Origin of the sequence: Lentimicrobium sp. S6 (assembly GCF_013166635.1) — a bacterium.
Taxonomy (GTDB): domain Bacteria; phylum Bacteroidota; class Bacteroidia; order Bacteroidales; family UBA12170; genus UBA12170.
In genome coordinates, this window is record NZ_JABKBZ010000057.1 from 13,357 (window position 1) to 37,844 (window position 24,488).

The following is a 24,488-nucleotide window of genomic DNA, read 5'->3' on the forward strand; positions in this document are numbered from 1 at the left end:
TATTAATTATCTCTCTTGTTTATTTATTCATCTCTTAGAGCATCGATTGGCTTTATACTTACCGCTCTATTTGCGGGAATCAGCCCAGCAATAGCTCCGGAAATCACCAATATAATCAATGCCGTAATGGCTTTTTCAAAATCAACTTCTGGATGGGCAAACATATCAGTATTGGCCCCAAAAGCGATCAATGCATAGTTTATCAATTCTAATAATCCAACTCCAGCAACCAAGCCAATATAACCAGATACCGAAGTTAATAATACCGATTCTATGATGATTTGCTTTCTGATATGCCAAGGAGTTGCACCTAAGGCTCTTTGTACTCCAATTTCTTTGGTTCTTTCTTTTACAATGATGAGCATGATATTACTTACGCCAATAACTCCAGCAAATAAAGTTCCAATGCCTACTATCCATATCAATCCATTGATTCCGATAAATAGCCTAGCCATTTTTAAATATTCTTCTTCCACATTAAAAGATCCAATGGCACGTCCATCTTCTGGTGCAATTGAATGACGACTTTTTATAACTACCTTGGCTTTCTCCAAAAGTTCAGCAGCGGAAGCCCCTTCCTTAGCTGTTATAGAATACCAGCCCACTCGATTCCCCATATTATAGGTAGATTGCATGGTGGTAAATGGCATAAATATTTGCTGGTTTTCTTGTTCGGCTTGTTGGTCATTTTTCTTTGAACTACACACTCCCACCACTCTAAAATAGACTCCTCTAATTTTTATGTTTTCACCAATTGGGTTTTCATCTTTATCGAACATCTCTTCCAAAACCCTAACACCAATAACAACCACCTTTCTTTTGTCGATAATGTCATTATTATTGATAAAACGACCTTGAAGAATATTTGATGGATCTATTTTATTATAATCTGGATAATCACCTTGTATGGAATAGGCAGCTGTTCTTTCTTTACGAACCACATTGTTTTGGCCTTGAGCAGCAAATACTTGAAGCCTTGGTGCTATGTATTCTATCTCTGGTAATTGATCGATTAGAGCTTTGGTGTCTTCATTTTCGAATTGAACAAATCGACCTCTAGGAAATCCCTTATAAGGAACGGTAGTTCTATTGCCCCACATAAACATACTATTGGTGGCCATGTCGCCCATTCCAGTACTCACACCATTATGAAGTCCTTTACCAGCTCCAAGCATAACCACTAGCATAAAGATACCCCATGAAACTCCAAAAGCGGTAAAGAAAGTACGCAGCTTATTTTGTTTGATAGTAAACCAAATCTCCTGAAGTTTATCTGTATTGATGAAGTTCATAGCTTTTCTTTCTTATTCGTCTCTAAGTGCAATAACAGGTTTAACGGAAGCAGCTTTTCGTGCAGGAACAAATCCAGCTAAAGCCCCAGCAATAATGAGTATGATGGTAGCGCCTAATGCTACATTTATATTTATCTCAGGATTGGCAAAATAACTATCTCCAGAGAAACTTCCAGAGATGAGCTCTAATAATCCGACTCCCAACACCAGTCCTACATATCCTGCAAAAGCGGTAATCATGATTGACTCTTGAAGAATTAAACTTACGATAGACCAAGGTGTCGCGCCTAAAGCTTTTCTTACTCCAATTTCTTTGGTTCTTTCTTTTACTACAATCATCATGATATTACTCACGCCTACTATTCCAGCTATAATGGTTCCTATGCCAATAAACCAGATGAAAATTCTAATACTGGCAAATAGATTCATAAATTGCTGATAATTCTCAATACTATTAAAAATGAAAAGTGCTCGAGTATCACTGGGGTCGAATTTGAATTTATCCGACATGGAGGACTTTATTTCACTTACGGTTTGGTAGCTTTCTTCAACGCTAGCATCTCCAAGCATCAGTTGGATAGAATTCACTCTTTCACCCATTCCAAATACCCGTTGACCTGTACTGGTTGGAATGTAGATTCGCTGTAAATCACGATCGGAACCCGGATCGTTGAATACTCCTATTACTTTAAATGGCACTCCTCCAATATTGATGTATTTATCTATAGCTGGTTCTCCTTTGAAGAGCTCCTCATATACAATTCTTCCTAAAGAAGCTACTTTTCTAGTTTTATCTTGGTCGTTTTTGTTTAAAAATCTACCAGATATCATAGTTAAATCTTCTACATATTTATAGTCTGGAGAAATAGCGAAAACATCGAAGGTGCCGTATTGTTGTTTGTAATTGATGGTGCTTATTCTCCAAAGTCTTGTTCTGCTCGCTGACATGTCTACATTACTCAAGCCCGCCAAGATGTCGTGATCTTCGTTTTTAAACTGGATAAATCGACCAGGTTTCATTCCTTTATATGGTTTACTGGTTACTCCACCATTAATAGAAAGGTAGTTTACAGCATCTCCTTCAAATTCTTTTTTGACTCCGTTTTCGAGGCCATAACCAGAACCTAAGAGGATGATCAGCATAAATATACCCCAAGCCACACTAAAACCAGTCAAGATGGTTCTTAACTTATTTTTCTTGATGGTTTCAAATATTTCTTGCCATTTATCCAGATCAAACATAGGGATGGGTTTTAGTTTTGGAATAAAATCTGATCAACTTTATTTCGGTATTGCATCCAGCTTTTAATCTCTGATGAGTTAATCATCTGAGCACTGGCTTTGGCGATGTGCAGATAATGCTCCCTCAATACACTTAATGTATCGGGAGCTTTATCTACGGAGTTTGTGTTTAAAGGACTTTTTGTTTTCATGGTATACTTGTTTTGATGCTATATGAGAGTTTCATGAATTTTCTGTACTTCGTTTTCATTCAACAGGTTTTGAGTTCTGAAATTTTTTAAGTCGCCATTATAAATATTCTTTTCTATCACTCCATCTTTCAATCGAATGATACGATTAGTCATGGCCGCAATATCACTTTCATGAGTAACCAAAATAATGGTAATACCATCGTCGTTTATCTCTTTCAGAATCTTCATCACTTCATAGGATGTATTGGTATCAAGTGCTCCTGTTGGCTCATCGGCTAGAATTACTTTAGGTTGAGCAATTAGTGCTCTTGCAATGGCTAATCTTTGTTTTTGTCCACCTGATAATTCATTAGGCATGTGTAAAGCCCATTCTTTAAGTCCCATCTTATCCAAATATTCCATAGCTAGGATGTTTCTTTTCTTGCGACTGACTTTCTGGTAATAAAGAGGTAGTGCAACGTTTTCCATGGCGTTTTTAAAAGAGATGAGGTTGAAAGATTGAAACACGAATCCCAGCATTTCATTTCTATAATGTGCTGCTTTTTTTTCGCTCATATTTTGAATCAACTTGCCATTTAAATAATATTCTCCCATGTCATAATTGTCGAGTATACCAAGAATGTTAAGCATAGTAGATTTTCCTGAACCAGAGGAGCCCATAATGGACACCAATTCTCCTTTTTCAATCCCAAGGTTAATACCTTTCAGAACGTGTAATTTATTGGAACCTATAGAATAAGATTTGTTGATGTTTTTGAGCGAAATCATAAAATTCGTTTTTCTTCTTTTATCTATAATCATACCATTATACTTAATATACATGACCTCAGTGCTTTGCCTTTTTAAGAGGCTTTACTTTAACATTTTTTATGTTCGGGGACTAACATGGACTGTTCGTTATCGACCATTTTAAACTTGTAGACTATCGATTATTTCACATTCTATTAGGAATTTATTCACCAACTATCTTTTCTAATCAGTATACATTTGCCGTTCGAAAAAATAAATTATATATAAATGAAAAATATTAGCATTCCAGGCATTCTCAAAAGCTTGGGTATCAAAAAAATAAATAAAGGTGTTTCTACTGGAGCTCAGTGGTATGAAACTGTAGGTAATATAAGTAATTCTGTTTCCCCAATTGATGGAAAGGAAATAGCAAAAGTTCAGAATGGCACTATTGAAGATTACGAAATGGTGGTGCAAAAAGCACAATCAGCTTTTAAGGTTTGGCGAATGGTTCCTGCTCCAGAGCGCGCCGAGATTGTTCGTAAAATAGGAATTGCCCTAAGAGAAAATAAAGAAGACTTAGGCGCTCTGGTGACTTTAGAAATGGGAAAAACCTATCAGGAAGGTCTTGGAGAAGTTCAGGAAATGATAGATATCTGTGATTTTGCGGTAGGTCAAGCGAGATTGATGAATGGTATTAACTTACAATCTGAAAGACCAAATCACCGTTTGTCTGAGCAATATCATCCATTGGGAATTGTGGGAATTGTTACTTCTTATAATTTCCCCGTTGCTGTTTGGGCATGGAACTCTGCTTTAGCAGCCATTGCTGGTGATGTGGTCATCTGGAAACCAAGCTCTAAAACTCCAATCACAGCTTTAGCCACTCAGCATATTATTAAACAAGTTTTAATTGATAATAATGTCCCAGAAGGGGTATTCAATTTGGTAGTGGCAAAATCTTCAGTTATGGGAGACAATTTCATTGCTGATAAAAGAGTTGCCTTGATGTCGATTACTGGTTCAACTGCTGTTGGTAAGAGAGTAGGAGGAATTGTAGGCAAAAGACTAGGGAAAACCATTCTCGAATTAGGTGGGAATAATGCAGTAATTATCACACCAAATGCTGATTTGCAGATGGCCATTATGTCTACTGTATTTGGAACTGTTGGTACAGCTGGACAGCGTTGTACCTCAACACGGAGAGTGATTATTCACGAAGATATTTATGAGGAGGTTAAAGAGAAATTTGTCCATGCTTATGAAGGATTAAAACCAAAGATTGGGGATCCTCTTGATGAAAGTCATTTGATTGGACCACTGATTGACAATGGTTCAGTTGAGCTATTCAGAAATGCAGTGGAACAAGTAGAGAAAGAAGGTGGTAAAGTAATCTTTGGTGGTGAAGTTTTAGAAGGACCTGGTTTCGAAAGCGGAAACTATGTGATGCCTTGTATTGCTGAAGCTGAGAACCATTATGAAATTGTTCAAGATGAGACTTTTGCACCAATTGTGTATTTTATCAAATACTCTGGCGATATTCATAATGCAATAGCTATACAGAACGATGTGCCACAAGGTTTGTCTTCTGCATGTTTTACATTAGATATGCGCGAAGCAGAAACATTCCTTTCTGTTGCTGGTTCCGATTGTGGCATTGCCAATGTAAACCTTGGAACATCAGGTGCTGAAATTGGTGGTGCTTTTGGTGGAGAAAAGGATACGGGAGGAGGACGTGAGTCAGGCTCTGACGCTTGGAAGGTATATATGCGTCGCCAAACCAATAGTGTTAATTATGGTTCTAGTTTGCCTTTAGCTCAGGGTATTAAGTTCGATATTTAATCTGCTTCAATAATAATATTAGCGTCCAAAGTGGAATCTTTGGACGCTTTTTTATATACTAGTATTTTGATATATTTGTAAAAATTATCAATTAGTATTTAAAAACAAACACATGAAAAAAACAATTTTATTATCTCTAATTGCTCTTATGTTTTTTAATTTGAATATATCAGCACAAGAAACCAATTATTTCCAAAAGAAAAATGAATTCAATGTTCAAATTGATGACATTTTTGCCAAAAACAATCTTTTTACTGATCTGTATTTGTATGACATGAGTTCTGAGTATTATTTTCCTCAGATTAGCTATGGGCCAACTTTGGGCTTAGGTTATAAGCACCATTTTACAAAGGGCGCTATAAGAATAAAAGTTAATATTGCAACAAGAGCACAGAAATATCAAATTCAAGATGGTAGTGATGATTATAAAGATGATTCGAAGTTTGCCTCTCATAAAGAAAGAATTTCTGCTGGATACGAATGGCATAGTAATTTGGGTAGAACTCAAATCTTTTATGGATTAGATGCCACTATTTCTATTGAAGCTATCGCCACAGAATCATACCGATATGCCAATTATGAAGGTTCCGATTATACTGTTGAAAATACACAAGGTACTTTTACTTATGGTGTGAAGCCATTTCTAGGGTTCAAGTATTTTATAAGCCCAATGTTTTCTGTTTCTACTGAATATCATATATTATTAGAGGGGTATGCCACTAAAAATGTGAATAAGAATAGTTTAAATGATACTGAACAAAAGACTCGACAGGGTGGTTTTGAAACTAAGATAGGTCCAATAGGTCAACTTACTTTCAGTTTCCATTTTTAACAGAATATTTTCTGATTTGAAAATCCAAAAATAATATATTTGTCCAATGGATAAAAAGAAAAAAGAAGGCCGCTATCAGCGGCTTTTTTCACAAATAGAGAAATTGATGGCCACCTGTGAGCATGAACCTTCTAGAAGAGCGACCATCATAGCATTGCTTCATAATAAGATGGATTACTTTTTCTGGACTGGCTATTATTTGTTAAAAGATGGTGAATTATTAGTAGACCATTATCAGGGTCCAGTGGCTTGTATGCGATTGGCTAAAGACAAAGGTGTTTGTTGGGCAGCTATCAATCAGCAAAAGACTTTGGTGGTGCAGGATGTTCATGATTTCCCAGATCATATTGCCTGTGACTCTCGTTCTAATAGTGAAGTTGTGATTCCTTTAAGAAATAAAGAAGGAGAAATCTATGGGGTTTTAGATGTGGATAGTGCCGATAAAAACTCTTTTGACGAAGTTGATGCAGAATATCTAGAGAAGATATTGGCATTGCGCTGGATTTAATAAATGAATTTTTGTTATTGTACAAAGTAACACGAAGGAGTCACAAAAACCACTAAGAAAAACATAGAGGGTTTATGTTTTGTGTCTTCTTTGGGAGTTTTGTGATATTGCTTTTATTTAGACCAGTAACACAGTTCACATAAGCTGTAGTTTTGGATTGTTTTATCGCATAAAGAACCACCAAGCAATCAAAATTTTGCCCTGAGATTATTACTGCTTGAAGCGGATTTACACTTTCTTAGTTTCTGCTAAAAACCAAGCGGTCATACTTCTGAAAGTAGTTAAATCTATTCCATGTTCAAGCCAAGAAGCATTAACGATTTTGATGTTTTCAGCACTTGGATTAATGTTGGCTAGGTAATTCTTAACTTCTTTAGGATTTACCCTTTCATCTTTCTCCCCTAAGCAAAAGAATAGGGGAGGGTTTGACATGGATTTTAGTTTTGGAATGAATGGCTGTAGAGATACAAAATATAATGCTGGATTATAGAGTAATGCTGCTAATTGCAAATCCTTTGCTAACCAAAAGCCAATAAATCCTCCCATGCTACTACCAATTAACACTTCCACTTGTTCTTCTACCGCGATAGCCTTTATCCTTTCATAAACGGCACCTTGTTCCTTGTCATAATCAATAAATGGAGCGATAATTTCTAATTCAGCCTCCTCTAAAATTTTTATCTTATCGGGATTTGGATTGCTATGAAGTCCGTGTATATAAAGTGCTTTCATGTCAATTGAATATGGGTATAAAAAAAAGATAGAATAAAGACATCTACCTTATTCTATCATTTTCTCTAATATGTTTTTAATGTTCTATAAATGATTCTTAGGCCATCTTAATCAAGAAATAATTCTTCTTCCCTTTTTGAACCAATACGTATTTATTATTTAAAAGATCGGAAGTAGAAACCTCATAGGTATCTTTTACTTTTTCTTTGTTGATGGCTACTCCATTGTCTTTCAACATACGGCGTGCTTCTCCTTTGGAATTAAAGACCTTTGTTTCTTCTGCTAAGAAATCGAGGATTCCAATTCCGTCAGTAAATATAGCTTGCGGAACCTCAAACATAGGTACTCCTTCAAAAACAGCCAAGAAAGTACGCTCGTCTAATTTCTTTAAAGCATCAGTTGTGGCTTTCCCGAAAAGAATTTTAGAGGCTTCTACAGCAGCTTCAAATTCTGATTGACCATGAACTCTAACAGTAATGTCTTCGGCTAATGTTTTTTGTAATTCTCTTAAATGAGGTTCTTGACTATGGCGAGCTATTAAAGTTTCAATCTCTTCTTTACCAAATAAGGTAAAGATCTTAATATATTTTTCAGCATCGGCATCAGAAGTATTCAACCAGAATTGATAAAAAGCATAGGGAGTAGTTCTTTCGGCATCTAACCAAATGTTTCCACTTTCCGTTTTTCCAAATTTTCCACCATCAGCTTTGGTGATCAGCGGACAAGTTAATGCAAATGCTTTTCCAGAGGCTTTACGACGAATCATTTCTGTTCCCGTTGTAATGTTTCCCCATTGGTCGGCACCACCCATTTGTAATTTACAGTTTTTCTCTTGGTATAAATGGAGGAAATCGTATCCTTGAACCAATTGGTAAGTGAATTCAGTAAATGACATCCCGGTTTTACTGTCTGCTCCAATTCTTTTCTTTACAGAATCTTTAGCCATCATATAGTTGACGGTTATATGCTTGCCAATGTCGCGGATGAAATCTAAGAAGCTGAAATCTTTCATCCAATCGTAATTATTCACCATTTCGGCTTTATTAACGATATCGCTTTCAAAGTCTAAGAATTTACTTAGTTGCTTTTTAATACATTCCTCATTATGTCGCAATTCTTCCTCGTTCAACAAATTTCTTTCCTCAGATTTCCCACTTGGATCACCAATCATACCTGTGGCTCCACCTACTAAAGCTAAAGGCTTATGACCTGCTATTTGTAAATGTTTCAACATCATTACGCCTACTAAATGGCCAATATGTAATGAATCTGCTGTTGGATCAATACCCACGTAAGCAGAAATCATTTCTTTTTCCATTTGTTCATCTGTTCCGGGCATGATGTCGTGTATCATCCCTCTCCAAGTCAACTCTTCTACAAAATTCATTCGATCATATTTTTTTAAAAAACAAGATGCAAATATAGTTTTTTTTCATGCTTGAGAAGAGTGCTTTTTGTGAAATTCTGATTAGGATTTTTTGAGGTGAATGATGATTTCATTTTTGTCTGCTTTTAAACTCATTTTCCCATTGAAAATAATGTCTTTTTCATCATCAGTTAATTTCTCCAAAACAGGATAGATTTTTCTGATATGATTAAAGAAATCATTTAGACCTAGATGTTTTCTGCTATCTGTATGTTTTAATTGAACTGCACTCTTTTTGTTCAACTTTTCACCAAAAAGATTGGTTTGAATTGAAAGGTCCGCTATGTCTTCTTCTTTAAGGATAAGATTTTTAAATTCATGAGCTAATTCTTCTTTAAGTCTTAGACTTAATTCATGGTGGTTATCTTTTTCTGTGATAAAACTCAAGAGCTGTTTAAGAAATAAGGGTTTGCTGTTTTCCCATTGAAAAATGATAGATTCTAAACTCGATACAGTCTCAAATATGTAAAAACGACTTTTGTCTATGCCTACTTGGTTTTCTGTTTGTATTTTAATTCTTTCTTGTAGAAATCCATTTTGTATGGGAAGGTGATAATATATGAAATGATCTGCCTCAGGTAATTTTATTTCTGACTGGTCTGAACAGATTAAAAATTGAAATTCATCAGGATTTATGTTTGAATCTGCCTCTAATACTATCGCCGATTTTCGTTCTTCCAATAGAATTCTCTGAATCTGATGTTGTATAGTTTTTGAGGAGGCGTATATAATCACTTTTTCCTCTGGATTTAGATTTAGCTTATGAGAAATGAAATGTCTAAATTCATTAGGTTTTGGATAGTCGATATTGGAAGATTCCGTGTTTCGAGTGGTCTGGCTTAGACTTAATAGTTGTTTAAAATTGTTTTTGAATTGTAGTAAATCGTAATGGTTGATTCTGTCTTGCTTCACCCATTTTAAAAGCCTTTTACTAAGGTTGCTTTGTGTTAGTTTAAGCTCATTATCCAAATCAACTGGTATTCTTACTAGGTCTGCCTTTGGAAACTGATTGAGTATTTCTGACTTCTCTCTTCTTAAATATACTCCCTCTAGTTTTTTGGCTATAATTTCTAAGTTGTGATAGGCCAATATTTTACTATTGTCACTGCTGTCGAATAAGCAATGCTTATAGGATAATTCCCAAAGGGGTGTAAGTAAATACTTGTCGATAAATGCTGACATGGCATAATACTTCATCAGGCTAATTTCGAATTTACTATCTGTGATGAGTAAGATATGTTTGTATTCTATCCTGTGTATTTGGGAAAGGATTCCAGATTCATAATCATCAATTTTTTGCGCTTCATCAATAATTAAAAAGTCACAATTGTTATGTTGTGAAATATTCTCAAAACAGGTTAAGTTAAAGTAAATAAGTTTGTCATCAGGTATCCATTTTTTCATTTCTTTCTCCCAGTGCGGGTGAAGGTGTCTTGGAGCTAGAATGGTTATGTCTAATAACCCCGAGTATTTTATTTTAAGGAGCGCAGCTCCTAGCGCTTGAGCTGTCTTCCCCAGTCCAATTTCATCGGCAAGAATGCTCCCTTTTCTTGAAGCGATAAATAGAATTCCTTGCTTCTGGTATTCAAATATAGGTTTTTTGAGAAGGCTTCCTGGGATTTCTTTGTTGGAGTATAATTCACTGAGTGATTTAGACTCAAAATAATTTGAAATATAACTTTTAACTTCTGGACGTATATTGACAGATTTAATGTCTTGAATGTCCTCCAAAAAGTGATGAAGAAGGTGTAGCTTGTCTTTTTTAAATAGCTGTTTTTCGTTAAAATATTTATCAAGAATGCTTTGAGCTTTTTGCTCAGGTTGATGTGGATAAAACCAAGCAATTTGATAATCATTCAATGGATGTCTAAATATTTCAAGAAAGGGATAAGTTTGTTGAGGAAGCTGACTGATATCGTGATGGTTGGAGAACTCTTTGAAAGCATATATTAGATGTTTGCAGGTCTCCAATTTGTTGGTTTGGTAATCGGGACAAGAACAATATCCAAGCCTTTTCTTAAAATCATAAAAACTCAAATGGTATGATTTATTTTGATTTGTTCGTAGCAGATGTTCGCCGAATATATTATCGCCAAAGTCCATCTCATAATTTTCTTTTAAAGCTCTCTCTTCTCTTTCCTGAATCACCCTCTTAATCATCCCATCTCTAGAATATTGAACGGCATCATCATTAGAGATGAATAATGTTCTACTCATCTCCTGTTGGGTCTGAAACGAAGCAGCATATACATGAGAACATCTTTTGATGGAGTGACAAGAGCATTGAGTGTCGATATCCTTCTCGCGAAATTTGATGTCTACTTTAAAGTCTTCGTAGTCATCTTCCACCGAAAAGGAATAGGTATGGGTGCTAGATGTCATAAGTCTACATTGTCCCATCTCATATATTTTCATTCCTTTTCTATAGGATAGCTTATTTTGTAAAGCAGTATATTCTAAGTGTTCTATAAATTGTGCCAATAATTCCTGGTGATGTTCTTTGTTCATGGTATTCCATATTTATGGCTTACAAATTTAGAAGATAAAAGATACAAGGCTTAGGGTTTTGTCAATTTTGGTGGAAAATTGATGATTATTGAGGTCTTTTAAATAAAATTAACAAAGCTTTGCATTTTGAGACGAACTCATTTTTCGGCAGATAAGATATTATTGTACATTTGCTTTACATTAATGAATTAAATCTGAATACCCATGAAGAATTATTTACTTAGTTTGATTGCTATCGTTTTTATTTTTAGCTCTTGTAGTAGTATCAAGGTTACTGCCGAATACGATGGTAGTGTAAATTTCCAAGAGTTTAAAACTTATTCCTATTTGGGATGGAGTAAAAACAGTGATGAATTGATTAATGATTTTGATAAAAGAAGAATTGAAGCAGCCTTTGCTCATGAATTTGAATTACGTGGTATGAAATATGTCGCTACTGGTGGTGATGTTGAAGTTTCTTTATTCTTAGTGACCCAGCAAAAAACGGCCACTACAGCTTATACCGATTATTATGGCAGCCGTTATGGTGGAGCCTATGGTTATGGTGGCTTTGGTTATGGTGGTTATGGCGGATGGGGTGGTGGCTTTGCTACTACATCTTATCATCAGTATGATTATACTACTGGTACTTTAGTTTGTGATATTTTCTCTGCAGCAGAAAAGAGATTAATATGGCAAAGTGTTGGTTCAGGAACTGTTGATGACAATGCCGCTTCAAGAGATAAAGGTATTCCAAAAGCCGTTAAAGAAATTATGGCTCAATACCCAATTCAACCCGTCAAAAAATAAGCCTTTTATTTTCTAATCCTTATTTTAAGCCATCGATTTGTTCATATGAATTATCTCAAAAAAAAATAAACTTGAACAATTTGCGTTATGGCCCATACTAAAATCCATTTATGAATTATAGATATTTTTTTATACTACTTTTAGTGGTAGTCTTTGTTTCATGTAAAAATGAAGTCGATCAACAGGAGGAGTTTCATGTTGAAAATGATATCGTAGCCCTTGAAGAAAATCTGTTTTTCAATATAAATGTGGATTCGTTGGAGATTGAAACATTTAGGATTAAAAAAAATGAGAATATTTCAGATATTTTAAGTGATCACGGAATTGCTTATTCTTCAATTCTAGAATTAGTAGAGAACTCTAAGGATATTTTTAATGTCAAAAAAATTAGAAGAGGGAATAATTATCATCTCCTCAAATCTAATGATAGTATTGCCAAATGCGAATATATGATTTATGAGAAAAATCGAGTAGATTATGTGGTTTTTCAATTTGCCGATTCGGTTTTGGCTTGGGAGGGTGCAAAAGAAGTTCGACGAGTTTTAGATACCGTTGCTGGAGTTGTTGAGTCCTCACTTTGGGTAGCCTTGCAAAAGAAAAATGCCAATCCTCAGTTGGCCATGGAGCTCTCTGATATTTACAGTTGGACTGTAGATTTTTTTGGAATTAGAAAAGGGGACCATTTTAATGTTCTTTTTGAGCATTTAATTGTGGATGAAGATACTATTGGCATTGGAAATGTATATGCCGCTAATTTCAATCATTATTCCACAGACTATCAAGCTTATTATTTTGTTCAAGATTCCATTGGAGAGTTTTTCGATGAAAAGGGAAATAGCCTAAGAAAAACATTTTTAAAAGCTCCTCTTAGATACAGTCGTATTAGTTCGGGTTTTAGTAATAATAGATTTCATCCAGTTTTAAAAAAGTATCGCCCTCATCATGGGATTGACTATGCGGCTCCAAGTGGAACTCCAGTTTATACAATTGGTGATGGAACTGTTATAAAAAAAGGCTATCAGAAAAGAGGAGGAGGAAATTATATTAAAGTAAAGCACAATGCCAATTATACTACAGTATATATGCACTTGAAAGGCTTTGCAAAGGGTATTCATGTTGGTCAGCGATTAAAACAAGGTGATTTAGTGGGTTATGTTGGAGCTACAGGTCTAGCTACCGGACCACACCTTGATTTTCGCGTTTATAGAAATGGCCTTGCAATTAATCCTTTGAAAATGAAATCGACTCCAGCAAAGCCAGTAGATTCTACTAATAGAGTTGAGTATCAGACATTGGTGGACTCTTTGCAAATTTATATTAAGCAAGAAAACTTATTGGATATCCTACAATAGTTATTTGTTGGCTTGAAATCTTTTTACGATTTTTAATTCTCTATTGTTAATTAAGAATACACCGAGTAAAATGATAGTGACGAATATAAAATAGGTGCTGCCTATCTTTTCACCATCGATAATCCCCCAAAGTGTTGCTATTGCTGGAATAAAGTAGGTGACACTTGATGAAAAAACAGGGTCTACTAGTTTCACCAGCCTGTAAAATAATATTAATGCCAATGCTGTAGCTACCAATGAGAGGATGCCCACGTATAATAAACCTTCTAGAAAATCAGGCTCAAAAGAAGCGATTTGAGTAAAGTTAGTAAAGAAAAATAAAACAATGAGCGCTGGAAATCCAATAATAAAGAATTGTATGGCAACCAAATTAATCGATGGTATATGGCTCAAGAGGTATTTGATAATATTCACTTGTATTCCATAGAATAATGAGGCAATAATGATTAAGCTACCATATTTGGCATTAAAGCTAATATCTTGTCCTCCTGATACAGTTAAAAGACCATAAGTGCCAATAAACGTTATTATGATTCCAAAATAGTTCCACCACCTGGCTTTAAATGAGAAGAAAAGTACGCCAATGCTAAGGGTAAATAACGGGGTTAATGAATTCAGTATCCCAGCCGTTGAGCTATTTACGCCTTGTTGAGCCAATGCAAATAAATAGGCGGGAAAAAAGCTGCCAAGACTACCTGAAACAGCAAGGACTAGCCACTCTTTCTTTTTTACCATACGCAAATACCGAATAGAAAATGGAAGAAGGGCTAAAAAAGTAATGATTATTCTTAGGCTACCGAGCTGGTAAGGATCGAAAACCATTAGGCCTTTTTTAATGAGGATAAAAGAACTTCCCCAAATTAGTGTTAAGGCTAGGAAAATCAGTATAGCTAGAGGGTTTAATGAAGTTTTCATAAATTATTAAATGTGTTTGCAAATCTAGAATATTTTTCACATTTTAGCGAAGTATTTGGTGAGTGCTTAAGGTTCTGTATATGAGTTATTTAGAATAGTTAGCCCATTAATTTTGAAAATAATTAATTAATTATGCAATCTGACGCAACCATTTTGGTGGCGCTATTGTCTAATAAAAATGTGTTAATAGGTGTGATAGGTGAAAAGAAATACCTATTTTTACGCCCTTATTTATGCAACTTTAAAAAACTTATAACGTACTCAATTGTGAATTTAATATGATAAGCCTATGAACTAAACCTATAAATATTTGATTTACAGTGTTTTACTAACTGTATCAAATAGGAATATTATTATGAATACCAATTTTTAAATTGAATAATTAAACAATTCTTTTATATTTATTAACTAAATTTTTTTAATTCTATGAAAAATTTTACAAAAATGAAAACGTGGCTGATGCTAGTGAGTTTTATGCTTATTGGTACTTCTATGTTTGCTCAGAGTGATTGGAAAGTTGCTTTGTATGATAGTTGGGGGGATGGCTGGAATGGCAACTCTTTAACTGTTTATGTCGACGGTGTTGCCGTTGTTACTGATGCTACCATCGAAGATGGTGATGAAGCAGAGTTTGTTTTTTCTGTAATGGAAGGCTCTGAAATCACTGCTATGTATGATGGTGGTGGATCTTATCAGTCTGAAAATAGCTATGAAATCATTAATGCTTATGGTGATGTTCTCATCTCTAAGGATGATGAAGACATTGTTGCTGGTGAGCTTATGGCTTATTCAGCTCTTGCTTTGAATCCTGATGTACTTGCTCTTGATGAGTGGGCTGTTGGTGCATGGCAAGAAGGATCTACTGTTGAATTAGTAAGTTCTGGTAACTTAGGTGTTAATTTAAAAGGTAGTGATTTAGATGATGCTGATGATGCTTTTAAATTCACAGCTTTATCTTTACCTATGGACATTGAGCCAGGTGAGTCTGCTGAGGTTGAATTTATGTTCGACGGTGATGCTGCTGGTGCTTTCGAAGCTATTTATGTAGCTACTACTGGTGCTTCTAAAAGTGTATTTACTGCAAGAATTAATGTAGAGTCTTATGTTGCCAATACTGGTGATGTAGTTGAAGACCCATTTGACGCAGCAACTATCACTTTCCCACACGCGGTTGCCGTTGCTGATATTAAGGATAACTATAATACTCCAGCTTCTTCTAAAGTTGATGGTACTAAAGATGCAGTTTATGCTTTTACATTAACAACTGATGATGTTGTAAATGTATCTTCAACTAACGTTGATGCTAACTTTGCTATCTATGCTGCTGACTTTGGTTTAACAGGTGGTCCTATGACAGATAATTCTATCGTAGACGGTGCAGCTATCGTTGATGAAGTGTTATTTGCTGGTAATTATTATTTAGTTGCTTCTTGTAATACTGATTTTGATGTGATGTTCGGTTCTGTGCCAATGCCAGTTCCTGCTATTGCTTTCAACCCTTCTCCAGTAGATGCTGGTCCAGTACCTCCAGGTGTTGACCCATCTAATGTAACTTTAACTTGGGAAGTTGATATGTATGCTGATGAATATCAAGTATTATTTGGAACAGAGTATCCTCCAACAGTGGTTGTTATGGACTGGGCTCCAGTTGCTACTTCTTATAATGTTGGTAGTTTAGATAACAATACTCAGTATTTCTGGCAAGTTAACTTGAGAAATACTCAAGGTGTTGCTACTGTGGCTGACGTTTGGGGTTTCACAACTTCAATTTCTATTCCACAAGGTGTTACTGCTGTTGTTGCTGATACTAATGATGTAACTATTACTTGGGATGCTTTAGATTCTAAAGTTTTCTTAAGTTATAACATCTTCCGTGATGGTGTTCAGTTAAATGCAGATCCTTTAACTACAGCAATGTATGTTGACATGGATGTTCCATTTAATATGACTACTGGATATGATTATACTGTAACTGCAGTTTATGACGAAGGTGAATCTGAGCATTCTACTGCTGTAAATGTTATGATTAACGGTGCTGGATATGTTAATGGTGTTGTTACTAAGTTATTAACTACAGGTCAACCTATTAGTGGTGCTACTGTAACTTTTGCAAGTACTTCAGCTACTGGTGAAACTTATGTTTTCACATCTGATGCTGTAGGTGCATATGAAGGTATGGTTATGCAAGATACTTATGACATTACTGTTGAAGCTGATGGTTATTCTAACGCCTCTATGGATGATGTTGTCGTTGCTTATGATGTAACTGTTACAAATAACTTCGAATTAGACGAGTATCCTTATGCTCCTACTTCAGTAACAGCTGTTATTCAAGCTAACGAAGAAGATGTTTTAGTTTCTTGGGTTATGCCAAGTAAAGGAATCTTATCTTATAATATATATCGTTTTGATTGTGATGGTGGAAACCAAGAATTCTTAGGAAATGTAATTAATGGTACACAATTTATCGACAACAACTGGGGTGGCCTTGTATGGGGTGAGTATAAATATGGTGTTGAAGTTCTTTACACAAACCAAAACTCTGCTGTTAAACATTCTGTATGTTTAGCTAAAGATATGGATATCGTAGTTGACTTCACTGTTACAACTAACTCTGATGATTCTCCTGCTGGAACTACAATTTCATTGTTCAATACAGTAACTGAAGAAGAATTTGGTCCAGAATTACCTCTTGGAGACGATGGTTTAGCTACTGCTTTCCCAGTACGTAGAGGTGACTTATATGAAATCACTGTAGGTTTAGATAAATTTGATACTATTAGAGAATCTTTCGTTATTAATAACGATACAGCATTATTCTATGAGCTTATCGAAATTATTGAATCTCCTGCTGCTTTATATGTTACTCCGCTAGGTTATGCAACTTGGGTTGATCCTAATGCATTAGTAGATGTAACTCTAATGAACGAGAGTTTTGACGATGGTATTTCTGAAGATTGGACAATTACTCATAACGGAACTGAAGCTGAATATACTTGGGCAGGTGTTGAATCATATGGAACAAGTTCTATTGATGGAAGTCCATTTGCATTTGTATTCTCTTGGAGTGGCTCTACTGGCGGTTTTGCTGCTGACGAAGTATTAACTTCTGCTGCTGTGGATGCTAGTGCTGCTGCTATCTTAAGCTTAGAATTTGATCATTATTATAACCGTTATAATGGTCCTGAATCAGGAACTGTTGAGGTTTTTGATGGTGCAAATTGGATTCAAGTTGCTATTTATGGTGAAACTGCTGATGCTGGTTCTTGGACTAGTCCAGCTCATGAAATGATTGATATCACTTCATATGCAAATGCTGATTTAGCTGTTAGATTCCATTATGTTGCTGATGATGAATTTTATTGGGCTGTAGATAATGTTAAGATTTCTGGAATGGCTGTTGCTGGTAAAGAATTCTTAAATTATACGGTATGGCATGATGGTAACTTTGCTGCTGATGGAGTAATGGAGCCAATGTATCAATATGGGGATAACCCAAATAATGTCTTGGTTTCTGGTGAAACTTATTTAGCTGAAGTTGCTAATAAATATGAAACAGGTTGGTCTCCAAAAATCAATTATACTTGGACTTATTTACCTTGTGATTCTTTCCCAGGTAATGACGGTATGATGGCTTCTTATGTTGAAGGTACGGCTAATAATATGGTTGTATGGGATGCGTTAGATGCAGTTGCAACTATTAATGCTACAGATTTCGAAGTATTAGGAACAAACATTTACCGTAATGGTGAAATGCTTGCTTTTGTAGCTGTTGATGCATCTGAATTCTTAGATGCTAATGTTGATCCAGGTACATATACTTATTGTACTGAGGTTGTTTATTCATTAGATGGTGGTACTCATAAGTGGACTTCTTGTACTGCTAACTGTGCTACTGATGTAGTTGTTCCTGAAGATATCTTTGGAACTGTTAGTGGTTTAGTATATGACGCTATCACTATGTTACCTATCGAAGGTGCAACTGTTACAATTTCTAACGATGATCATTCAACTGTATTTACTACTATCGAAGATGGTACTTATGCTGGAAATGTTGTTATTGGAACTTATGACTATTTAGTTGTAGCTAATGGATATAACGATGATGATACACAAATGGATATCGTAATTGCTTATGGCGCTCCTGTAGTTAAGGATTTCGCTATGAATGAATTTGCTTATCCTGTATCTAACGTACATGCTGAAGAATTATCTGATAATAAAGTTGAAGTAACATGGGGTGAGCAAGCTGCTGAGCAGTGGTTCACATATGATGCTGACAATATGGTTTATGGTGGTCTTGGTGCTGCTACAGGTGATTATAACCTTACTTGGGCTATCAAAGTGATGCCAGAAAATTTAGCTGCATTAGGTTCAGCATTCGTAACTAAAGTAGAAGTAGCTCAAGCTGAAACTACTGGTTATGTTGGTGATAACTTAACTGAAGTTAGAATCCTTTCTGGTGAGAATGGTGAAACTGTTCTTTATACTCAAGATGTAACTGGTGAATTAGACCTTACTGGTTGGACTACTATTAGTCTTGATCAAGCTGTTGACTTTGATAACACTGCTCCATTATGGATAGCAATGTATGTTGAACGTCCTGCTGATACTTATAATGAGCCAATTAGTGATCCAATTAGCTTCGAGTCTGACCTTATGGATTTATATTCTTATAATGGTGAAGCTTGGGGTACAATGGAAGCTGCTTATGGTATTCAGTTAAGCTGGATGTTAAGAGGTTATGCTACTACAGAAACTGGTAAAGAAGTTGCAATTGGTAATGTAGACTTAAGCGAAGGTTCTTATAAGAACTATCCTGCTACTAGAAATACAGCAACTGAATTAATGCCTATTTCTGATGAAGCATTGAAAAACTTCTATGCAGATAGAACTCCTAATTCAATTAAGAATGCTAAAGAATTAATGGGATATAATGTATATCGTACAGCTTGTGGAAGTGAAGACTTAACAGGTGCTGAATTCTTAGGTTATACTTTAGATACACAATTTACTGACAACGCTTGGGGTACCGCTGATTGGGGTATTTACAGTTGGGCAGTTGAAGCTGTTTATACTAATAATGTTACTTCTGAGCCTGCATTCTCTATAGAATGTTGGGATAAAGACATGTTAACTCAAGTTAATATGACAGTGACTACTTCTTCTGGTGATGCTCCTACTTGTAGTGTTCTTTTCACTAGTACAGTTGAAGAACTAGAAGATGTTACTGCTAATGTTCCTAGTTCAGGTTTAAAAACTATCGATGGTTTCCGTAGAGGTACTTATGATATCACTGTTACTAAACTTGGTTTCACAACTATAGCTTTAGAAGATGTTGTTATTCATGATACTACCAATTTCGTATGGGAATTAGTTGAAGAGTTAGCCGTTCCTAGTAACTTATATGTTACTCCTACAGGTTTAGCTACTTGGACTGGTTTAGACGAGGTTGAATTTATGCCTTTCGTTGAGACTTTCGATGATGCTTCTTCTTTTGATGCATGGGAAGTTGTTGTTGGTGGTTCTACATCTGATTCTTGGGTTTGGACAGCTAGCTATAACGGAAATGATTTAGATGGAACTCCATTTGCTTTCGTTGATTCTGATGGTGCTGGACCTGGTTCAACAATGGATGAAATGTTAATTTCTCCTGTAATTGATGCTTCAACTGCTGGTGAATTATTTATTGAGTTTGACCAATATTATAATAACCTTTCAGCTCAAGAACTTGCTGATGTTGAGGTTTATAATGGTTCTGAGTGGGTACTAGTATTACACCAAGCTGAAGATTTAGGTGCTTGGGGTGCTCCAGACCACGTTATGATTGACGTTACCGAGCATGCTAACGCTGAATTCAGAGTACGTTTCCATTATGTAGCTCCAGGTTGGGATTGGTATTGGGCTGTTGATAATTTCGTAGTTACTAACGTAACTGGTAAATCAACTAAAGCTATCGTTGAATACTTAGTATATCATGATGGTGCTAACACTAATAACACTGATGTAACAATGTATCAGTATGGTAATGTTGAAGCTGAAGAATTAGTTTCTGGTACAACATACTTAGCTGAGGTTGCTGCTGCATACACAACAGGTATCTCTGAAAAGGCTGCTTACACTTGGACTTATTTACCATGTGATAGTTTCCCTGCTTATAACTATTTCAATGCTGATGGTGTTCCAAATAGTAACGACGTTCTTGTTAATTGGTCAAGTATTGGTGGCGGTTCTGGTAGCGGTCCAGCTGACTATTACGAAGAGTTCGAAGGTGCATTCCCTCCTGCAGGTTGGATGAAAGCTAACCCTGACGGTGGTACTGGTTTCGAAGCAATTGCTGCTGGAACTACTCCTCTTCCAGGTTGGAATGGTGGCGAAGCTGTGGCTTGTCCAGAAGGTGGAGCCCAAATGGCTTATGCTTCTTGGCAACAAGGTGGTGCTAGTTCTAATGACCAATGGTTAATTAGTCCAATGTTAGAAGCTTATGACGGTTACGAATTAGCTTTCTATATGGATGTTCCTTATGCTGATTCTTATTTAGAGAATGTTGACATTTTAATCTCTACTACAGGAACTGATGTTGCTGACTTTACAATAGTAGTTGAAGAAATGACATTCACTTCTTTATTAGGATGGCAGTTATACACATATGACTTAGTTGATATGGGATTATTAGACTCAGGTGATGAGTTCTATGTTGCAATTAACGAGCATGTTGCTGATAACTTCAATAATGGTGCTGCTGTATTATTTGATAACTTCTTCTATGGTGCTCCATCTAAGATGGCTCAACCTCAAACTGGTATTATTGCTTCAGTTGGTGGACGTAACTTGAACTCTGTTCATGCTCCTGCTATTGATGCTCCTTATCAAGCAATTGATGTGAAGAGTGTTAATTCTGATGCTGTTGCAATAGGAACAAACATCTATAGAGATGCTGAATTCATCGCTTTCGTTCCTGCTGCTGATACATTCTATGTTGATATGGACTTAGAGCCAGGTATTTACGAATACTGTGCTGCTACTGTTTATACAGAAGATGATGGTCTACATACATGGGAATCTTGTGAAGGTGAAATGTGTGATGATGCTACAGTTGAAGAAGACTGTGTAGCTCCAACTAACTTAGTTGCTCAAGACTTATTAGGTGATGGATATACTGCTACTTTAACTTGGGGTTCTATTGATCCTCAGTCTGAGTGGTTATATTATGACACTGATGTAATGCAGTATACTGGTATTGGTGCTGAAGCTTCTGATTATAGCCTAATTTGGGGTATTAAATTCACTCCTGATATGCTAGAAGAATATGCTCCTGGTTATGTAACTAAGATTTCTGTATTCCAAGGCGCTAGTGTTGGGGATTATTTAACTGAAGCTAGAGTTATGTCTGGTGACGGTATGAATGTTCTTTACTCACAAGATGTTACAGGTACTTTATCTGAAGGTTGGAACGAGATTGAATTAGACGATGCTGTTGCTTTTGATAATTCTGAAGACCTTTGGATTGGTTTCTACGTTGAAAGACCTGGTGGAACTGCAAATGAGCCTACAAGCCCTGCTTCTGTTTCATTATCTGGTGTTTATGATTTCTTCGCTTATAATGGTGCTGCTTGGACTTCAATTGAAAGTCAATATGGTATCGGTGGTCAATCATGGATGCTTAGAGGTTTCGTAACTAATTCAGCTGGTAAATCAGTTGCTTTAGGTAACGTTAACACTAATGACTATACAGAGTATACTTCTAATGGACAAACTGGTGTTGCTATGATTCCAGCTGATCCTAATTACGTAGGTGAGAAATTTGACTTCGGAGCTTCTTCTAGAGGTTTCTTAGGATATAATATCTACCGTGATGGTACTATGATTGAAGAAAACTGGCCAACTACTGGTTATTCTGATGACATTGGATCTTCTTACGAAGTTTGTTATACTGTAACAGCTAACTACGAATTCTGTGGTGAGTCTGATGCTTCTAACGAGGCTTGTGTTACTCCTGGCGTTGGTGTTGGTAATTTAGAGAATATTATCTCTGTTTATCCTAACCCTGCTAAAGATTATGTAACTGTTGAAGCTTCTAGTGATATCCTTACTATTAAGGTTACTAACTATATGGGTCAAGTTATTAGCTACATTCAAGATGTAGAAGTAACTAGTCATACTATAGCTACTAGCTCTTATAGTTCTGGTGTTTACTTTGTAGAAGTTGAAACTGCTACTGGTGTTGAAAAAGTAAGAATCGTTATTTCAGAATAATCTGAATAGATATATTACTCAAAAAGGCTTGCCATTTGGCAAGCCTTTTTTTTGTACTCAAATTTTAAGCATTTTTAAATCTACAATTCTATCTTTATATTAATTTTGTGAAAATTTTAATTCTATGTCAGTAATACTTATTTTAATTATTGTTGCCATTGCTTTCTTCTATTTCTCTGGAAGCTTTAGTAATGGTAATCAGTCGAAAAAGCAAAATTCATTTCAAGATAAGGATAAATCTCCACGTACTAAAAGTGGTGGTTCTAGTTATGGTAAGTGGGTTGGAGGTGGCCTTGGTTGGGCAGTAGGTGGTCCCATAGGTGGTCTCATTGGCTTTATGTTCGGAAACATGTTTGACGCGGGAAGTAGTTCTAGTGGTCAAAACCATCCCTATCAAGAAGGTGGACCTACTCGTAGTGGTGATTTTAGTATGAGTCTTTTGGTATTATCTGCCGCCGTTATGAAAGCAGATGGAACTGTTAAAAAATCGGAGTTGGATTATGTTCGTAGGTTCTTTACTACCAATTTTGGTGAAGAGCAATCCAGTCAGCAAATGTTGGTTCTTCGTGAGCTATTAAAGAAGGATATCAATCTTCAAGAGGTCAGTGTTCAGATTGGTCGTTATATGGATTATTCTAGCCGTCTGCAACTTCTGCATTATTTATTTGGTATTGCTTTATCTGATGGACAGGTAGATAAGTCTGAAGTGGACACTATTTCTTCTATTGCAAGCTTTATGCGTATCTCTAATGCCGATTACGCATCTGTTAAGGCTATGTTTGTTAAAGACACTGGAAGTGCCTATAAGGTGCTAGAAGTAGAGTCAACAGCAAGCGATGAGGAAGTAAAGAAAGCCTATAAAAAAATGGCGGTAAAGTATCACCCTGATAAAGTCAGTCATTTAGGAGCGGATGTGCAAAAAGCAGCTGAAGATAAATTCCAAATGTTAAATTCAGCCTATTCTGAAATTAAAAAGCAGAGAGGGATGAATTAATGGATTTGGTTAGGCATAAACAATTTGCGGCAGAGCATTTAAAATCCAATAAAAAGCTAGCTCAAAATTTAATCAAGAGAAAACCAAAGGATTTAGATAGTATCACTTCTGATTTGCATTTTGATGCTTTTGAAGAAATAGATTGTTTGGATTGTGCTAATTGTTGTAAGTCTATTAGCCCTATGGTTACTGATAAAGATATACAGCGTATTGCAAAGCACCTGAGGAAAAAGCCCAGTAACTTAGTTGAGGAATATTTGTATCTCGATCATGAAGGGGATTATGTGTTTAAAACACAGCCTTGTCCTTTTTTAGGACCTGATAATTATTGCGATATTTATAGTGTTCGCCCCAAAGCTTGTGCTGAATACCCTCATACGGACCGACAAAAGTTTTATCAATTGCTCAATCTTAGTGTTAAGAATACCTTGATTTGTCCTGCCGTTTCAAATGTATTTACTGGATTAAAAGAAAACTATATGGATAAGAAATAAATATTTTAGAGAAGGATGGTTCTATTTAAAATTATCTTTTACATTGTATTTAGTTTTGTTAATTTGAAAGCCTCAACCTTGGCATGAAATCAGTTAAATCAATGTGATATTCTAATCATTTGGAATGTGATTTATTGACAGATTTACTTAGTTTAACATGGTAGTAATTGTTATTATATTTGTTACTAATCAGTAAGGATTATTATAGTTTAATTCCCCCTGATTTCACCCGAACCTATCAATAGTCAGGGAAAAGATTGGGTCACATTAAAAACTATGGGGAATCCTTATCTTAGCTGACAAAAATTAAGTTTTGGAATTAACAATATTACAAGAGTTTTTACCCGCATTTATCTTAGATTATTTTGAGGTAAAAGAGTTTTACA

16 protein-coding genes are annotated in these 24,488 nt (G+C 35.7%); 8 read left to right on the plus strand and 8 right to left on the minus strand.

The window, feature by feature from the left end:
• Nucleotides 1-23: 23 nt before the first annotated feature.
• From HNS40_RS16325 to HNS40_RS16340, 4 genes are read right to left on the minus strand one after another with little or no spacing between them, the layout of a single operon-like run.
• Entirely contained in the window at nucleotides 24-1,292 is a 1,269-nt protein-coding gene (locus tag HNS40_RS16325) for an ABC transporter permease (protein ID WP_172282798.1), read from the minus strand.
• Between the two features lie 12 nt (nucleotides 1,293-1,304).
• The gene (locus HNS40_RS16330; protein WP_172282800.1) at nucleotides 1,305-2,534 is read right to left on the minus strand and encodes an ABC transporter permease; all 1,230 of its coding nucleotides are present in this window, start codon (nucleotides 2,532-2,534) and stop codon (nucleotides 1,305-1,307) included.
• A gap of 11 nt (nucleotides 2,535-2,545) precedes the next feature.
• Nucleotides 2,546-2,725 carry a hypothetical protein gene (locus HNS40_RS16335; RefSeq protein WP_172282802.1) on the minus strand — a complete coding sequence of 60 codons (180 nt, stop codon included), beginning with the start codon at nucleotides 2,723-2,725 and terminating at the stop codon, nucleotides 2,546-2,548.
• 18 nt (nucleotides 2,726-2,743) lie between these two features.
• Complete coding sequence (locus HNS40_RS16340) at nucleotides 2,744-3,493, minus strand: ABC transporter ATP-binding protein (protein WP_172282830.1); 750 nt, start codon at nucleotides 3,491-3,493, stop codon at nucleotides 2,744-2,746.
• 249 nt (nucleotides 3,494-3,742) lie between these two features.
• Between HNS40_RS16340 and HNS40_RS16345 the strand changes: the two genes are divergently transcribed.
• From HNS40_RS16345 to HNS40_RS16355, 3 genes are all read left to right on the plus strand, one after another.
• Nucleotides 3,743-5,296, plus strand: a complete 1,554-nt coding sequence (locus HNS40_RS16345) for an aldehyde dehydrogenase family protein (RefSeq protein ID WP_172282804.1) — start codon at nucleotides 3,743-3,745, stop codon at nucleotides 5,294-5,296.
• Nucleotides 5,297-5,408: 112 nt separating this feature from the next.
• The gene (locus tag HNS40_RS16350; protein ID WP_172282806.1) at nucleotides 5,409-6,128 is read left to right on the plus strand and encodes a hypothetical protein; all 720 of its coding nucleotides are present in this window, start codon (nucleotides 5,409-5,411) and stop codon (nucleotides 6,126-6,128) included.
• Nucleotides 6,129-6,174: 46 nt separating this feature from the next.
• Nucleotides 6,175-6,636 carry a GAF domain-containing protein gene (locus HNS40_RS16355; protein WP_172282808.1) on the plus strand — a complete coding sequence of 154 codons (462 nt, stop codon included), beginning with the start codon at nucleotides 6,175-6,177 and terminating at the stop codon, nucleotides 6,634-6,636.
• Between the two features lie 228 nt (nucleotides 6,637-6,864).
• Here HNS40_RS16355 and HNS40_RS16360 read toward each other — a convergent pair whose 3' ends face one another.
• The 3 genes from HNS40_RS16360 to HNS40_RS16370 all read right to left on the minus strand — a co-directional run bounded on the left by HNS40_RS16360 (nucleotide 6,865) and on the right by HNS40_RS16370 (nucleotide 11,302).
• Nucleotides 6,865-7,368, minus strand: coding sequence for a YqiA/YcfP family alpha/beta fold hydrolase (locus HNS40_RS16360; RefSeq protein ID WP_172282810.1), 504 nt, complete (start codon nucleotides 7,366-7,368; stop codon nucleotides 6,865-6,867).
• Between the two features lie 97 nt (nucleotides 7,369-7,465).
• Nucleotides 7,466-8,755 (minus strand): tyrosine--tRNA ligase, encoded by a 1,290-nt coding sequence (gene tyrS / locus HNS40_RS16365; protein ID WP_172282812.1) that lies wholly within the window; start codon nucleotides 8,753-8,755, stop codon nucleotides 7,466-7,468.
• An 81-nt stretch (nucleotides 8,756-8,836) separates the two neighbouring features.
• Nucleotides 8,837-11,302, minus strand: coding sequence for an SNF2-related protein (locus tag HNS40_RS16370; protein WP_172282814.1), 2,466 nt, complete (start codon nucleotides 11,300-11,302; stop codon nucleotides 8,837-8,839).
• Between the two features lie 204 nt (nucleotides 11,303-11,506).
• On the opposite strand from HNS40_RS16370, the gene HNS40_RS16375 reads away from it, so the two are divergent.
• Nucleotides 11,507-12,091: a DUF4136 domain-containing protein gene (locus tag HNS40_RS16375; RefSeq protein WP_172282817.1), complete on the plus strand. Its 585-nt coding sequence runs from the start codon at nucleotides 11,507-11,509 to the stop codon at nucleotides 12,089-12,091.
• 110 nt (nucleotides 12,092-12,201) lie between these two features.
• Entirely contained in the window at nucleotides 12,202-13,443 is a 1,242-nt protein-coding gene (locus HNS40_RS16380) for a M23 family metallopeptidase (protein ID WP_172282819.1), read from the plus strand.
• Here the strand turns inward: HNS40_RS16380 and HNS40_RS16385 are convergent, their stop codons facing one another.
• On the minus strand, nucleotides 13,444-14,358 hold the full coding sequence (locus HNS40_RS16385; RefSeq protein ID WP_172282822.1) for a DMT family transporter: 915 nt from the start codon (nucleotides 14,356-14,358) through the stop codon (nucleotides 13,444-13,446).
• Nucleotides 14,359-14,802: 444 nt separating this feature from the next.
• Here HNS40_RS16385 and HNS40_RS16390 point away from each other — a divergent pair, with 444 nt between their 5' ends.
• The 3 genes from HNS40_RS16390 (at nucleotide 14,803) to HNS40_RS16400 (ending at nucleotide 24,102) form a co-directional block, all read left to right on the plus strand.
• Nucleotides 14,803-22,614, plus strand: a complete 7,812-nt coding sequence (locus tag HNS40_RS16390) for a T9SS-dependent choice-of-anchor J family protein (RefSeq protein ID WP_172282824.1) — start codon at nucleotides 14,803-14,805, stop codon at nucleotides 22,612-22,614.
• Nucleotides 22,615-22,738: 124 nt separating this feature from the next.
• Nucleotides 22,739-23,608: a TerB family tellurite resistance protein gene (locus HNS40_RS16395; protein WP_172282826.1), complete on the plus strand. Its 870-nt coding sequence runs from the start codon at nucleotides 22,739-22,741 to the stop codon at nucleotides 23,606-23,608.
• Between the two features lie 5 nt (nucleotides 23,609-23,613).
• A complete protein-coding gene (locus HNS40_RS16400) occupies nucleotides 23,614-24,102 on the plus strand; it encodes a YkgJ family cysteine cluster protein (protein ID WP_253916401.1) in 489 nt (162 codons plus the stop codon).
• Nucleotides 24,103-24,488: the final 386 nt, after the last annotated feature.